Raw genomic sequence first — 15245 nt, forward strand, 5'->3', positions numbered from 1 at the left:
ATCCCCGGGAGTTGGCGGCTTTCTGACAAAAAGGCCCGAAAGGAGCAAGGCGCGGCGGGGGAATATCGGTTCGGTCTGGCGCGAAATGTTGGAAAGAGTGCCCACGCTTCCCGGCGCGACATGGTGTGGAGTTGACTGCCGAGGCCCGGACGGAGACATTGCGGCCTTCCTTCCCGAGTCCCGGATTGTTGCATGCCCGTTCTCAACCGCGTTGCCGAATTCCAGCCTGAAATTGCCGCCTGGCGGCAGGATTTTCATGCCCATCCCGAGCTGCTGTTCGATGTGCACCGGACGGCCGGCATCGTGGCGGACAAGCTCAAGTCGTTCGGCTGCGATGAGGTGGTGACCGGCATCGGCGGCACGGGTGTTGTGGCGGTGATCAAGGGGCGCGGTACAGGCGAGCGCATGATCGGGCTGCGCGCCGATATGGACGCGCTGCCGATGACGGAAAAGACCGGGCTGCCGCACGCTTCCACACACGAAGGCCGGATGCATGCCTGCGGTCATGACGGGCACACAGCCATGCTGCTGGGAGCGGCGAAATATCTGGCGGAAACGCGCAATTTCGATGGGCGCGTGGCGCTGATCTTCCAGCCGGCCGAAGAGGGCGGCGGTGGCGGCAAGGTGATGCTGGATGACGGGCTACTCGACAGGTTCGACATCGCCGAAGTCTATGGTATGCACAATTGGCCGGGAATGCCGGTGGGCACCTTCGGCATCCGAACGGGCGGCATCATGGCGGCCACCGACCGCTTCTATGTCGACATTGTCGGCAAGGGCGGGCATGCGGCCCGACCCCATGCCACGATCGACCCGATCATTGTCGCAGCCCAGATGGTGACGGCGCTGCAGACCATTGTGTCGCGCAATCTCGATCCACTGGACAGCGCCGTACTCAGCGTCACCATGGTCGAGGCTGGCGAGGCCGACAATGTGATCTCGCGCACGGCCAAGATCATCGGCACGGTGCGGACGCTCGATGGCGGCGTGCAGGACTTCATCGAAGCGCGGCTGGCCGAGTTCGTCCCGCAATTCGCCCGCAGCTTTGGCGCGGAGGCCAGCGTGCGCTATGCACGGGGTTACCCGGTGACCGTCAATTCCCCCGAGCAGACCGAGTTTGCGGCGTCGGTGGCGCGCGACATTGTCGGGCCCGGCCAAGTCGATGCCGACGCCGTGCCATCGATGGGCGGGGAGGACTTTTCCTTCATGCTCAACGAGCGTCCCGGCGCCTATATTTTCCTGGGCAATGGGGATTCGACCGAGCTGCATACCGATACCTATGACTTCAACGACGAAGCCATTCCGGTGGGCGTGAGCTATTGGGTGCGGCTGGTGGAAAAGGCGCTGCCCCTGGGGTGAGCCAAGGGGTTGACCGGAAAGATCAACCTTTTGCGCAAACGAGGGATCGTCTAAGGCTGGCAGCACCATGCCAGCCTTTTCCGTTTCTTCCCGAACCATCTTTTGTGTGCTCCTGACCCTTGCCGTTTCCGCAGCAGGGGGCGGTATCGCAATGCTGCTCGGCCTGCCCGCCGGATGGCTGATGGGCGGGGCGCTGGCGGTGACGATTGCGGCGATGCTGAAGGCGCCAATTCAGTTTCCCGATTGGCTGCGCAATGTTGTCTTCGTGCTGATTGGCATGTCTATGGGGGCCAGTGTCGCCCCGGACAGCCTGCAATTGCTGGGTAGTTGGCCGATCTCGCTGGCGGCCCTGGCGATTGAGTTGGTCGTTATCATCGCAACTACCGGCTGGATGCTGACCAGGGTGTTCAAGCTCGACCCCGGCACGGCCTATCTCAGCTCATTTCCAGGGCATTTGTCCTTCGTGATGGGCATTGCGGCGACGGGTGTGGGCAATGCGCGGCAGATCGTGATCATCCAGGTGATCCGCATACTGATGCTCACCATCGCCGTGCCGATCGGGGCGGTCTTTCTACCGATCAACCATTTTGCGACGCAAGCAGCGTCCGCTTTCCTCAGCCCGCTGCAACTTATCCTGCTCGCTGCGGCCTGTGTCGCCACCGGCCTCGTATTCATGGGGCTCAAAGTCCCGGCGGGCATGGTGTTGGGCGCCATGGCGGCAGCAACAGCAGCCAAGCTTGGTGGGCTTTACACCGAGGCCGTGCCCGCCCCGCTGGTCGTTGCAACCTTTGTGCTGACCGGGGCGCTGATTGGCTCGCGGTTCGTCGGAATTACCCGCTCGGAGTTCATGGCGGCAGCCAAGGGTGGGCTGATCGCCACCGCGATGACCGTCAGCATCGTCACCGTCATGGCGCTGGGCGTCGCGCAACTGGTGGACATGCCGTTCGGACAGATCTGGCTAGGTCTGTCGCCGGGTGCCCTTGAGGGTATGGGCGCGCTTGGCATTGCGCTGGGTTATGACACGGCCTTCATTGCGGCCCATCACGTGATCCGCCTGCTCATGCTCAGCTTTGCCATTCCGGCCGTGGCCATCTGGGTGCGCCGATCGGAACAGCGGGCGCAAGACGGCCACAATTGAGCGGCATGAAAGTTGAGCAAAGGAGATTGCAGCGATGATCCGATTTGTTGCGCCAGTCCTTCTTGTCCTCGCCTTTTGCAGCACAGCCCAGGCATCCACTGCGCAATGCCTGGCCAACCGGCCGGGCGTGAGCATTTCCTTCGGGGTGACCCTGGGAGACAAGTTCAGCGAAAGCGACCAGAACGAATTCAACCTGATGCGGCTGCGCCGCATGGGCGTGGATGCCACCCGCGCCGAAATGTGGGGCGGCTGCATCCGCGCCTTCGTACGCACGCCCAGCGGGGAAGAAATGCAGTTCTTCCACCCCCAGTCCTTCGAGCGGGTTTATATGTAGGACGGCGCAGACGGCATCATTCTGGCGGGAATAGCCTAGCGGGCCTTGAAGCTCACCCTGCCCTCCCCTGCTGGGGCATGGAGAATGGCAAAGCCATTTGGTCCGAGCGTGAGCGCGGCGCCATCCAGCGATGCATTGTGGCTTACCGGTTCCAGCGCCAGATCGACCTCGGACAACTTGACCGTGCGCGGTTCTGCCGAAAGGTTGAAAACGCAGATCAGATCCTTGCCATCGCCCGATCGGCGATAGGCGAGCACCGGTTCGTCGCATTTGAAGAAGCTGATGTCACCCGTGATCAGTGCGGGGTGGGTCCTTCTCCAGGCCAACAATTCTCGGTAAGCGTTGAGTGTGGATGCGGGGTCATGGTCCTGAACATCAACGCTCAGTGCGGATTGTGCTTGCTTGACCGGCAGCCACGGCTTGCCGGTGGTAAAGCCGGCATGGGGCAGATCATGCTGCCAGGGCATGGGCGTGCGGCAGCCATCGCGCCCCTTGTCCTCGGGCCAGAAGCGAATGCCGCGCGGGTCGGTCAGTTCTTCATAGAGGATATCGGCTTCGGGCAGGCCCAGCTCCTCGCCCTGATAGAGGCCAACCGATCCCTTGAGCGTCAGCACCAGCGCCGCGGCTTGCCGGGCCAGATCGGCGGGCGACACGCTGTGGGGCGCCCAGCGCGTCATGTGGCGGATGACGTCGTGATTGGAAAAGCTCCAGCACGGCCAGCCGGTTTCCCCATCCGCAAAGAAAGCCTCGACCTTGGAGCGGAAGTGCTTGGCGGTGAACTTGGGGCCGAGAAAATCGAAAGAGTAGCACTGGTGCAGCATGTCGCTGCCGGAGGTGTAGAGCTTCATCAGCTCCAGACCGCGCTCGTCATCGCCAACCTCGCCCACAGTGGTGGTGCCGGGATATTGGTCGAGCAATTTGCGCAGCTTCTTGAGCCAGGCGACGTTCTCCGGCTGGCTCTTGGAGAATTTGTGGCTTTGCATGTCATAGGGGTTGGTTGCGGGCAGACCCTTCAATGACTTGAGCGGCGGGTTGGAACGCAATTTGGCGTCGTGAAAATAATAGTTCACGGTGTCGAGCCTGAAGCCATCAAGCCCGCGATCAAGCCAGAAGCGCATTACGTCGAGCACCGCATCCTGCACGTCAGGGTTGTGGAAGTTGAGATCCGGCTGCGCGGCCAGGAAGTTGTGCAGGTAGTATTGCTTGCGCGATGTGTGCCATTCCCAGGCCGATCCGCCGAAAACCGAGAGCCAGTTGTTTGGCGGCGAACCATCCGGGTTGGCGTCGGCCCAGACATACCAGTCGCTCCGCGCGTTCTCACGCGAGAAGCAGGATTCGCGGAACCAAGGATGCTGATCGGATGTGTGGCTGACCACCTGATCCATGATCACCTTCAGCCCAAGCGCGTGGGCCTGTTCGATGAGCTGATCGAAGTCCTGCAGCGAACCGAAGAGCGGATCGACCTGCGTATACTCTGACACGTCATAGCCCATGTCGGCCTGGGGCGACTGGGTAATTGGCGAGAGCCAGATGCAATCCACACCCAGACTGGCGATATGGCCAAGCCGGTCGATAATGCCAGGGAGGTCCCCTACCCCATCGCCGTTACTATCCTGAAAAGAACGGGGATAGACCTGATAGATCACGCCGCCACGCCACCATTCACTCATCAAACTGCTCCTTAGGGACCAATGGGGCCCGTATCACCAATTGGCCCGAGGCTATCGGTTTACTCGCGCGCTGTTAATCGCCTCCAACGCAGGGCAGACTGTCTTCAACAGGTCGAACGCCCATGTGGCCATCCGTCGTGCCTGAAAAGAGGGGAACATCATGTCCCATCTGCTGCGCGCCGCCGATCGCCCGGTAACCAACGGCCGAACCATCAAATTCGAGGGCGAAGCCTATGGCACGCCGATCTCGTTCTTTGCGGTGGACAATGAACCGGGGCAAGGCCCGGCGCTGCATACCCATCCTTATGCGGAGACCTGGGTGGTGCGACGCGGAAGGGCAGAGGTAGTGATCGGACACGAGCGATATGAGGTCGGGCCGGGCGATATCGCCATGGCGCCAGCCGGGGTGGCGCACAAGTTCACCAACCTGGGGCCGGAGCGGCCCGACATCGTGTGCATCCATGCGGCTGGGATGATCGTGCAGACAGATCTGGAGTGAGGTGCATCGTGGTCGCCCTCTGTGCTCGCCCATCGGGGGAGAGGAACAGGCCTACACCACGGCGCTGATCAGCGGCTCGCCGGCGAAGTGGCGCTCGAGGTTGGCGACCAGCAGGGCGCCCATAGCATCGCGCGTCTGATGCGTGGCACTGCCCTGGTGGGGGGAGAGCACGACATTGTCGAGAGTGAGCAGTTCGGCGGGCACCTGCGGCTCCTTCTCGAAAACGTCGAGCGCCGCTCCGCCGAGACCGCCGCTCTGCAGCAACTCGACCATGGCGGCTTCGTCGATGAGCGTGCCGCGGGCGACATTGACGAGACATCCTTTGGGGCCGAGCGCTTCAAGCACATTGCGACTGACAATGCCTTCGGTGCCCTTGCCGCCAGGGGCGATGACCACCAGCCAATCGCTGTCGCGGGCCATATCCTCAAGCTTGTCGTAGTAGATGTAAGGCACTGACGACTGGTGGTGGCGGCCAAAATAGACGACGCGCATCTTCATGGCCTGAGCCCGCACCGCAATTTCCTTGCCGATGCGCCCGAGGCCCAGAATGCCCACGGTCTTGCCGGTCAGTTCGGAGAACAGACCATAGTTGCCAGAAGGCCATTTCCCCTTGCGCACAAACTGGTCTGCCTGGGGTATCCGCCGGGCCAGCGAGATCATCAGACCGATGGTCATCTCCGCCACGGCGTCGTTAAGCACGTCCGGCGTATTGGTGACACGTATATTGCGGGCCTTTGCAGCGCCAACGTCGATATTGTCATAGCCAACGCCGAAGCTGGCGATGATTTCGAGCTTGGGGAGCCTGTCCATCAGATCGGCCTGGACGCCCGAGCCGGCATGGGCGCGGATGCGGGCGCCGTTTTCGCTCAGCCAGGCATCCTTGTTCGCCATTTCATGCAGCTTGTGGACGGTATAGCGAGCCGCCAGAGCCTCTTCGCATGAGGCGAGAAGCGGATGGGTCTGGAGGATTTCAATGGTCATGCAAAATGGTCCGAAATGGGCGCCGACGCTCCCACTCTGCTCGACTTTGGAACGATGGCGTTGAATGCGCGCGAATGAGAGCACTTTATGCCACCGCTTCGCAACCCTGAGCTGCGCGAAAAAGCGGCAGTGCTCGGTGCTTGAGTGTCTGGACGGCAGATTTCAAACGTGTAGCAATGGGACGGCGAATGGGAAGCCGCATTTCAGAAGCGGAGCAGAATGGGCGAGAAAACGCCATTTGACGAAATGTACAATCCGGATGGGTCAGTCCGCGAACCCTACCGTGCGCTTGCCGAATGGCTGGATGAACTGCCGGACAAGGGCCTGGCGCTGATGCAGACCGATGCGGAAGCGATCTTCCGCAGGCTGGGCATTACCTTTGCCGTATACGGCTCAGACGAGGGCACCGAAAAGGTGATCCCGTTCGACGTGATCCCCCGGATCATCGCCGCCAATGAATGGCGGCGTCTGTCCAAAGGCATCGAGCAACGGGTCAAGGCGCTCAACGCTTTTCTCTATGACATCTATCACAGGCAGGAAATCCTGAAGGCCGGGCGCATTCCGGAGAAGCTCATCCTCAACAATGAGGCGTTCTGCCCGCAGATGATGGGGCTGGAACCGGCCAAGGGCGTTTACGCGCACATCATCGGGGTGGACATCGTGCGGGTCGGACCGGACGAATTCTATGTGCTGGAGGACAACCTTAGAACGCCATCGGGGGTCAGCTATATGCTGGAAGACCGCGAGGCGATGATGCTTCTGGCGCCCGATCTGTTCCACCGATCCAAGGTTGCGCCCGTCGAGACCTATCCCGAAAACCTCCGGCGGACGCTGGAAAGCGTGGCGCCCGAGGGTGTGCGGGGCACACCCAACATCGCAGTGCTGACGCCGGGTATCTACAATTCGGCCTATTTCGAGCACTCGTTCTTGGCCGACCAGATGGGCGCGCAGTTGTGCGAAGGGCCTGACCTGTTTGTGGATGGCGGCAAGGTCTATATGCGCACCACGTGCGGGCCCGAGCAGGTGGACGTGATTTATCGTCGGATCGATGATGACTATCTCGACCCGCTGACTTTCCGCCCCGATTCCATGCTGGGCGTACCGGGCCTGTTCGACGCCTATCGGGCCGGCAATGTGACACTGGTCAATGCGCCGGGCACAGGAGTTGCCGACGACAAGGCGGTCTATACCTATGTGCCGGACATCATCGAGTTTTACCTTGGTGAAAAGTCGCTGTTGCAGAATGTGCCGACCTATAATTGCACTGATGAGGACCAGCGCGCGTGGGTGCTGGAGAACATCGCCGATCTGGTGGTCAAGGAGGTCCACGGTTCGGGCGGCTATGGGATGATGGTCGGTCCGACGTCGACCAAGGCCATGCATGCCGAGTTCAGGAAAAAGATCGAGGCGCGGCCGGACAATTACATCGTGCAGCCGACGCTGAACCTGAGCACCTGCCCCACCCATATCTCGGGCGATGTGGCGCCGCGCCATGTCGACCTCCGGCCCTATGTGCTGGTGGGCGACGAAGTGCGGATCACCCCGGGCGGGCTGACGCGCGTGGCGCTGAAGAAAGGTTCGCTGGTGGTGAATTCGTCCCAGGGTGGCGGGACGAAAGATACGTGGGTGCTGGAAGATTGAGAATGCTCGGACGTACCGCTGCCAATCTGTTCTGGCTTTCACGCTATGTGGAGCGGGCCGAAAACATGGCCCGCCTGCTCGAAGTGGGATACCGCATGTCGCTGACCAGCCGCCGCGAAGGCGGGGCCAGCGAACATCTGGTTTCGATGATGCAAGCCGCCGAAGTCGATGAAGGTTTCGACGCCAAGCATGAGTTGGCCGATGTCGACACGGTTGCCCATTACATGATGTTCGACCCGGATAATTCTTCCTCGGTCTATTCGTGCCTGCAGGCCGCACGGACCAATGCACGCTCGGTGCGCACCGCCCTGACCGGGGACATGTGGGAAAGCATGAACGGAGCCTGGCTGGAATTTTCCCAGATCAAGCCACGCGATGTGCGGGGCGCCAAGCTCCTGGGCCTGTTGCAGTGGGTGAAGCAGCGCAGCCATGAATTCCGGGGCGCGCTGCTGGGCACCATTCTGCGCGATGACGGCTTCAACTTCCTGCAGGCGGGCAATTTCGTCGAGCGGGCGGACAATACCGCGCGCATTCTCGACATGAAATATTATGTGCTGCTGCCCCGTGCCACACAGGTCGGCGGGGATCTCGACATTCAGCAATGGACGCTGATCCTGCGGGCGGCCTCGGCGCATAGGGCCTATCGGCATGTCTATCACGACCGCTACAAGGCCCATAACATCGCCGACTTCCTGATCCTGCGGCCCGAAATGCCGCGTAGCCTGATCTATTGCGCCAATTTCGTGCAGCAGAATCTGGATAGCCTTGCCAAGGCCTATGGCCGCAAGGAGAAATGCCAGGAAGCGGCGGACAGCTTGCTTGCCCTGGTAGAAGGCGCCAGCATGGAGGCCATCTTCACCGATGGATTGCACGAGTTCCTCAACGAGTTCATCGCCCGCAATAACCGGGTGACCGACACGCTGTCGGAATCGTATAACTTCTATTGAACCATGCGCATCGAGATAAACCATTCCCTGACCTGTTCGCTGCCACCCGGTGCGGCCGCGCTGGTCATGCATCTGATGCTGACCCCGCCGAGCGGACCGTCGCAGACTGTCGAGAGCTGGAGCGTGGAAGCCGCCGGCATTGGCAATGCCGGGCGGTTCCGCGACAGCTATGGCAATGCGGTGCATCTGGTGAACCAGACGAGGCCGGAAGGCGACATCACCATCGGCGCCCGCGGTACGGTTGTGACCCAGGACACCAATGGCGTGCTGGGTAAGCTTGCCGGTGAGCCGGTGCCGTCATTGTACAAGCGGGTGACGGCGCTGACCCGAGCACCAGTGACGCTCTATGGGAAATATCGCTCGGCAAAGGACAGCCGGCTGGATGTTTTGCATGGGTTAATGGCGCGAGTGGGCGAAACGCTGGGGTTGCCCGAGCAAGACGAGCCGATGACGCAGATGCAGGCGACGGGCGAACAGACGCAGGACCAAGGCACGCAGCCGGACCCGGAGCTGCCGCCCAACGCCGATTATGTGCATCTGTTTATCGGCGCGGCGCGGGCGCTCGATATTCCGGCCCGCTATATCTGCGGCTATGTCGCGGCCGGGGATGGGCACGCAGGCGGGCTGCACGCCTGGGCGGAGGCCTATGACGATCGCCTGGGCTGGATCGGATTTGATCCACGCCATCAGATATGCCCGACAGAGCGCTATGTGCGGCTTTGCGTCGGGCTCGATGCGGAAACGGCCCTGCCCTTGCGGACCGCTCCGGCGGGGGAGATTGCGCAAAAGGCGGCCGTGAAGGCAGCGTAAGCAGCTTTCCCGGCGATGACGGGCTCACAAACTCAGCACGTAGAGCCAGCCCGATATTGTGAGCGCCGACAAGACGGTAGCGATCAGGATGGTGTTGGCAGCCACGCTCACGCCGCGGTCGTAGAAGGTGGCGAAGACATAGATGTTGATGCCTGAGGGCATGGCCGAGAGCAGGATGCCATAGCGGGCGATGTCCATCGGCACCTGAAATACCCAGATCATCAGCACATAGGCGATGGCGGGGTGGACGATCAGCTTGATCAGCGAGTCGACCAACGCCTGCTGCCAGTTCTCGGAGAGCTTGAATTCGTTGAGCGCACCGCCGATGCCGAAGAGCGCGGCAGGCACCACGGCCTGCCCAAGCATGGAAAAGAAAGCGGCAACCGGCTCGGCGAGGTCGAGGCCGGTCAGCGATAGGACGATGCCGCCCACGATGCCCCAGATCAGTGGATTTGACACAACGCGGCGGATGGCCAGCACCAGGGTCGGACCGAGCGGCTGTGCATCGCGGCGGGTCAATTCCATGGTCACCATGCCCAGCGTGAGCAGGATGGCGCCATGCAGGCCAATGATGGAGAGGGTGACCGGCAGCGCGCCTTCACCATAGGCGCGACTCATAATGGGCAGGCCGACCAGCACGGTGTTGGTGAAGGTGGCTGAAAATCCGGCAGAGACGGCCTCCCCCGGACGATTGCCGAACAGCCACCTTGCAGCGGCGATGCCGATCACAAAACAGACGAGCGCACCGGCATAGAACGGGGCGATGATGCCGATGTTGAAGGCCGCCCCGAAGTCGCTGGTGCCAATGGAATAGAACAGCAGACAGGGGGTGGCGAAGTTGTTGACGAAGCCGATCAACGCCTTCACGCCGTCTGCGGGATAGAGGCCGCGGTTGACTGCGACATAGCCCAGCGCAATGAGCGCGAATATGGGCGCGATGACGGCAAGAATGGAAAGCATCGGCCAGTGATCCGGGCCAGAGGAGAGACCAAGAAGCCGTAGCCACGGACGGAACCCAGGTCAATCACCTCCTTGTATGGTAGAATAAGCGAACCTGATTGTCTTTCAAATCGAAAGCATATGACGTACAAACGAACCATTATCGCGATGGGAATGCTCGATGTTGGACATCTTTGTGGTTGGTGGCGGAATCAACGGCGCCAGCGTGGCGCGTGATGCGGTTGGCCGCGGTTACACGGTGGCGCTGGCTGAAATGAATGACCTGGCATCGGGCACAAGCTCGGCGGCCACCAAGCTCATCCACGGCGGATTGCGCTATCTCGAGCATTACGAGTTCCGCCTGGTGCATGAAGCACTCGCTGAACGCGAGGTGCTCTGGGCCTCGGCGCCACATATCATCTGGCCGTTGCGTTTCGTGTTGCCCCACCACAAAGGGCTACGCCCCGCGGCGGTGCTGCGGGCGGGGCTTGCGCTCTATGACTATATGGGCGGGCGACGCCTGCTGCCGCCGACCAAGACGCTGGATCTCACCAAGGACGAAGCGGGCAAGCCGCTCAAGCCAGGCTACAAGCTGGCGTTCGAATATTCAGACTGCTGGGTCAACGATGCACGCTTCGTGGTGCTCAATGCGCGCGACGCAGCGGATCGTGGCGCGACCATCCATGTACGGACCAAGGTCGTCTCCGCACGGCGCGGGGATGGCGGCTGGACCATTGAACTGGATGGCGAGGCCGGAAAGCAGACCGTGCGGGCACGCATGCTGGTCAATGCCGCTGGCCCCTGGGTGGATGCGGTCATCAACCAGTCCCTGGGCAAGAACGGGGGTCGCAATGTGCGGCTAGTCCAAGGCAGCCATATCGTGACGAAGAAGCTCTACGAGCATGATCGCTGCTACTTCTTCCAAAACAGCGATGGCCGCATTTTCTTTGCTATCCCCTATGAAGAAGACTTCACGCTGATCGGCACGACGGATCGCGATTATCATGGCGACCCCAAGGATGTGGCGATCACCGAGGAGGAAACGGCGTATCTGCTCAACGCAGCCAACGAATATTTCGCGCAGGGCGTTACACAGGACGACATTGTTTGGAGCTATTCCGGCGTCCGGCCACTCTACGACGATGGCGCCAGCGCGGCGCAAGAGGCGACTCGCGACTATGTCCTCAAGGTCGAGGGCGACGCAAAAAGCGGCGCCGTGATCAATGTGTTCGGCGGCAAGTTGACCACGTCGCGGCGGCTGGCCGAGTCGGTGCTGGAAAAGATCGAAGAGGTTCTGGGCAAGAAGGGCCCCGCTTGGACGGCCAAAGGCACGCTGCCAGGCGGCGACTTCGGCCCCAAGAGTTTTGATGCGGAGTTGCGCAAACTGGCAATGGATTATCCCGGCATGAATGCCGGTCTGCTGCGGCGCCTGCTGCGCCTTTATGGGACCCGGGCGCGGACTGTGCTCGGAGAGGCCAAGAGCGAGGCCGATCTGGGCCCGCATTTCGGCGCCGATCTCTATGGGGCGGAGGTGGATTATCTCGTTGCCAATGAATGGGCGAGGACGGCACAAGATGTGCTGTGGCGGCGTACCAAGCGCGGACTGAAAGTCAGTGCCGGGGATGCGGCGCGGCTGGAGGATTATCTAGCGGCACGAGACGAGTCGAGGGCATAACTGGCGTGACAACAACAGCCCCCAACCCCGCCTTCGCTACGGCCTCATGGCCTAGCTGCGATACCCTCCCCACAAGTGGGAGGGTAGCCAAGGAGCCGAAAGAGCTCCCCAAGAGGAGATATCAATGACCAAATTCATTCTGGCGATCGATCAGGGCACCACTTCGAGCCGGGCGATCGTGTTTGATGGGGCACGCAAAATTGTGGGCGTCGGCCAGAAAGAGTTTACCCAGCACTTTCCGCAGGACGGATGGGTGGAGCATGACCCGGGGGAGATCTGGGAGAGCGTGGTCTGGTCGGTCAAGAAGGCGCTCGCGGAGGCCTCGGTCACCGCGAGCGACATTGCCGCCATCGGTATCACCAACCAACGCGAAACGGTGGTGATTTGGGACAAGGCCACGGGTGAGCCAATCCACAAGGCCATTGTCTGGCAGGACCGGCGCACGGCGGCCCATTGCGCCGAGCTGAAAAAGGACGGGCATGAAGTGATGGTGACGGCAAAGACCGGCCTGCTGCTTGACCCGTATTTCTCCGGCACCAAGGTCAAGTGGCTGCTCGACAATGTCGAAGGCGCACGCCAGCGCGCCGAAAAGGGCGAACTGGCCTTCGGTACCGTTGACAGCTTCCTGATCTGGCGGCTGACCGGGGGCAAGGTGCATGCAACCGATGCGACCAATGCGGGCCGCACTTTGCTGTTCGATATCGGCCAGAACCAGTGGGATGCGGAGCTCTGCGCGCTCCTGGACGTGCCCATGGCGATGCTGCCGGAGGTGAAGGACTGCGCGGATGATTTCGGCACAGCCGAAGCGTCGCTGTTCGGGGCCGCGATCCCCATTCTGGGGGTGGCCGGCGACCAGCATGCGGCCACCATCGGTCAGGCCTGTTTCGAGCCCGGCATGGTCAAATCGACTTACGGGACCGGGTGCTTCGCGCTGCTCAATACGGGCACCGATATGGTGCCCTCGCACAATCGGCTGCTGACGACCATCGCCTATCGCCTCGACGGCACGACGACTTACGCGCTGGAAGGCTCGATCTTTATTGCTGGAGCCGCGGTGCAATGGATACGTGACGGGTTGAAGCTGGTCAGCCATGCCAGTGAGACCGGACCGCTGGCGCGTAGCGCTGACCCGAGCCAGAACGTCTTTATGGTGCCGGCTTTTGTGGGACTTGGCGCTCCTTGGTGGGACGCGGATGCGCGCGGCGCGATCTATGGCATCACCCGCAATACCGGGCCGGCCGAGATTGCCAAGGCGGCGCTGGAAGCCGTCAGCTACCAGACGCGCGACCTGCTCGACGCCATGCGCAAGGACTGGACAGGCGGCGCAAAGGACACGGTTTTGCGTGTGGATGGCGGCATGGTGGCCTCGGACTGGACCATGCAATTCCTGGCCGACATTCTCGATGCACCGGTGGACCGGCCGACCATTCTCGAAACCACGGCGCTGGGCGCGGCATGGCTGGCCGGCATGAAGGCCGGGGTCTGGCCGGGAATGGCCGACTTCGCCGCAGGCTGGGCACGGGACCATCGCTTCGAGCCGCAGATGGAGGCTTCGGTCCGAGAGGCCAAGATTGCCGGCTGGAATGACGCGGTGCGCCGCACGCTGACGCGCTAAATCAGCCTTCCTCGCCGGTCTGGACTTCGGCGCCCGGCTCCTCGGGCTCGGGCGGCAGCGGCTGGTTGATGTTGGGATTGTCGCGGATGAAGGCGGTAACCTCCCCGTCCAGAGCCACCAGAAAAGCGCTGATGCGCTGGCCGTTCGAGCCCAGATCATGCATGGCGCCGATGGAGGCGGAGCGCATGTCGACTTTAGCGCCCTGCGGGGTGGCCTGGACGCGCAACACGGCCTCTTCGCGCCAGCCGACAGGCGTGACAATGCGGGCATTGATGCGTCCGGGAGAGCCGCCCAGGCCCGGTTCACGGCTTTGGCGGATGTCCCAGCCCTGGGCCTCGACCAGGTGTTGGACAATGGCAAAAAGCTGAAGCGCGTCCAGTGGATAGGCTCTTGTCGTTGCGTTGGGAAAGAAGCGTTGCTGTTGTTCAGCGCTCAGGACACGTGGCGCCTGCATGTTGACCGTGTCGGGCTCGAAAATCAGCGGGAGCTCGCCCCGTGGTGCCGTCGCAATGTCGGTGACAATGGGATAGCGCAGCGCCTGGGCACCATAATAGGCGAAGGGTGCGAGACAAACCAGGCCGAAGAACAGCCCGGAAAGGGCCTTGCCCCAGCCCTGGTCACCGGTATGCCATAACCGCACCAGCGCGATGAGGGCCGTCAGAACCGCTAGCGCCGCGACAGCGCAGGCGAAAGCGGCCACAATCAGAAAGACGCTCGAATCGAAAAACCGTTCGCGGTGCATGAACACAGGAACGATGAGCAGGGGTAAGGCCAGGCTTCCCAGCCGCCGCGCCGCTAGCGCCCATTTCGATGTTCTGATCAGTATCCGCACGTAGGCTCGTTCCTCAATCCGGCGCGCAGATTAGCGGCAAGGTCTTTCGCTTGTTTGAACAAAATTCTTGCGTGCGCCTAAGGATATAGGCGCGTGCTGGTCCAGGTGGCGCCAGGCAGGTCGCGGGTGAAGCGGACCCGGTCATGCAGACGGAACTCGCCATCCTTCCAGAACTCCATGGCGGTCGGGATCAGCCGGTAGCCCGACCAGTGTGCCGGACGGGGAGCGTCCCCGCCCCCGATCATGGCGGTCAGGGCGGCCACTTCGTCCATCATCTGCTGCCGGCTGGCGAGGGGGCGGGACTGTTTCGAGGTGGCCGAGGCAATGCGGCTGCCCCTGGCGCGTGAGGCAAAATACTCGTCGGCCTCGGCCTCTGTAACGCGTTCGACCGGCCCGCGCATACGGACCTGCCGCCGGAGACTTTTCCAGTGCATGACCATGGCGGCCTGCGGATTGGCCTGCAATTGCCCGCCCTTGGCGCTTTCAAAATTGGTGAAGAAGCAAAAACCGCGCGCGTCGCGACGGTTGAGCAGCACCATGCGCACATCGGGCAGGCCCGATTGATCCGCCGTGGCCAGAGCCATGGCATGTGGATCATTGGGTTCGCTCTCCTGGGCCAGGGCGAACCATTCCTCGAAGATGGCAAAGGGATCGAGATCGGTGCGGTCGGTATCGTCGAAAAGGCGTTCGGTCAGGGTCTGCAGCATCACGATATTCCTGCGCGTTGCCCTTGCCACAACTGGACAAGGGCGGGGGGCGTGGCCATATAGGACCTCAAAGACAGGGCGAACAATGCCCCAATGGC

General features: G+C 61.9%; 14 protein-coding genes. 9 read left to right on the forward strand and 5 right to left on the reverse strand.

From position 1 onward, the window contains the following. The first annotated feature begins 192 nt into the window (after positions 1-192). From ACE4RL_RS17015 to ACE4RL_RS17025, 3 genes are all read left to right on the forward strand, one after another. On the forward strand, positions 193-1359 hold the full coding sequence (locus ACE4RL_RS17015; RefSeq protein WP_375598288.1) for a M20 aminoacylase family protein: 1167 nt from the start codon (positions 193-195) through the stop codon (positions 1357-1359). Positions 1360-1426: 67 nt separating this feature from the next. Continuing rightward, positions 1427-2497 carry an AbrB family transcriptional regulator gene (locus tag ACE4RL_RS17020; protein ID WP_375598289.1) on the forward strand — a complete coding sequence of 357 codons (1071 nt, stop codon included), beginning with the start codon at positions 1427-1429 and terminating at the stop codon, positions 2495-2497. Positions 2498-2531: 34 nt separating this feature from the next. After that, positions 2532-2831: a hypothetical protein gene (locus ACE4RL_RS17025; RefSeq protein WP_375598290.1), complete on the forward strand. Its 300-nt coding sequence runs from the start codon at positions 2532-2534 to the stop codon at positions 2829-2831. 35 nt (positions 2832-2866) lie between these two features. Here the strand turns inward: ACE4RL_RS17025 and ACE4RL_RS17030 are convergent, their stop codons facing one another. Next, positions 2867-4501, reverse strand: a complete 1635-nt coding sequence (locus ACE4RL_RS17030) for an alpha-glucosidase family protein (protein ID WP_375598291.1) — start codon at positions 4499-4501, stop codon at positions 2867-2869. Between the two features lie 160 nt (positions 4502-4661). On the opposite strand from ACE4RL_RS17030, the gene ACE4RL_RS17035 reads away from it, so the two are divergent. Then, positions 4662-5000 (forward strand): cupin domain-containing protein, encoded by a 339-nt coding sequence (locus ACE4RL_RS17035; protein WP_375598292.1) that lies wholly within the window; start codon positions 4662-4664, stop codon positions 4998-5000. A gap of 51 nt (positions 5001-5051) precedes the next feature. Here ACE4RL_RS17035 and ACE4RL_RS17040 read toward each other — a convergent pair whose 3' ends face one another. Continuing rightward, positions 5052-5981 (reverse strand): 2-hydroxyacid dehydrogenase, encoded by a 930-nt coding sequence (locus ACE4RL_RS17040; RefSeq protein WP_375598293.1) that lies wholly within the window; start codon positions 5979-5981, stop codon positions 5052-5054. 219 nt (positions 5982-6200) lie between these two features. On the opposite strand from ACE4RL_RS17040, the gene ACE4RL_RS17045 reads away from it, so the two are divergent. Genes ACE4RL_RS17045 through ACE4RL_RS17055 form a run of 3 tightly spaced genes read left to right on the forward strand, consistent with a single transcriptional unit; the run spans position 6201 to position 9379 of the window. Beyond that, positions 6201-7622 (forward strand): circularly permuted type 2 ATP-grasp protein, encoded by a 1422-nt coding sequence (locus ACE4RL_RS17045; RefSeq protein ID WP_375598294.1) that lies wholly within the window; start codon positions 6201-6203, stop codon positions 7620-7622. 2 nt (positions 7623-7624) lie between these two features. Further along, entirely contained in the window at positions 7625-8569 is a 945-nt protein-coding gene (locus ACE4RL_RS17050) for an alpha-E domain-containing protein (RefSeq protein ID WP_375598295.1), read from the forward strand. A 3-nt stretch (positions 8570-8572) separates the two neighbouring features. Further along, positions 8573-9379, forward strand: coding sequence for a transglutaminase domain-containing protein (locus tag ACE4RL_RS17055; protein WP_375598296.1), 807 nt, complete (start codon positions 8573-8575; stop codon positions 9377-9379). 24 nt (positions 9380-9403) lie between these two features. Here ACE4RL_RS17055 and ACE4RL_RS17060 read toward each other — a convergent pair whose 3' ends face one another. After that, the gene (locus tag ACE4RL_RS17060; protein ID WP_375598297.1) at positions 9404-10339 is read right to left on the reverse strand and encodes an AEC family transporter; all 936 of its coding nucleotides are present in this window, start codon (positions 10337-10339) and stop codon (positions 9404-9406) included. A gap of 160 nt (positions 10340-10499) precedes the next feature. Between ACE4RL_RS17060 and glpD the strand changes: the two genes are divergently transcribed. Both glpD and glpK read left to right on the forward strand, forming a co-directional pair. Further along, positions 10500-11993, forward strand: coding sequence for a glycerol-3-phosphate dehydrogenase (gene glpD, locus ACE4RL_RS17065; RefSeq protein ID WP_375598298.1), 1494 nt, complete (start codon positions 10500-10502; stop codon positions 11991-11993). A 124-nt stretch (positions 11994-12117) separates the two neighbouring features. Beyond that, entirely contained in the window at positions 12118-13608 is a 1491-nt protein-coding gene (gene glpK / locus ACE4RL_RS17070) for a glycerol kinase GlpK (RefSeq protein ID WP_375598299.1), read from the forward strand. Between the two features lies 1 nt (position 13609). Here glpK and ACE4RL_RS17075 read toward each other — a convergent pair whose 3' ends face one another. Continuing rightward, positions 13610-14440, reverse strand: a complete 831-nt coding sequence (locus tag ACE4RL_RS17075; RefSeq protein ID WP_375598300.1) for a DUF1499 domain-containing protein — start codon at positions 14438-14440, stop codon at positions 13610-13612. Between the two features lie 77 nt (positions 14441-14517). After that, a complete protein-coding gene (pdxH, locus tag ACE4RL_RS17080) occupies positions 14518-15147 on the reverse strand; it encodes a pyridoxamine 5'-phosphate oxidase (protein ID WP_375598301.1) in 630 nt (209 codons plus the stop codon). Positions 15148-15245: the final 98 nt, after the last annotated feature.

It is taken from the genome of Devosia polycyclovorans (assembly GCF_042181575.1).
GTDB classification, from domain to species: Bacteria; Pseudomonadota; Alphaproteobacteria; order Rhizobiales; family Devosiaceae; genus Devosia; species Devosia polycyclovorans.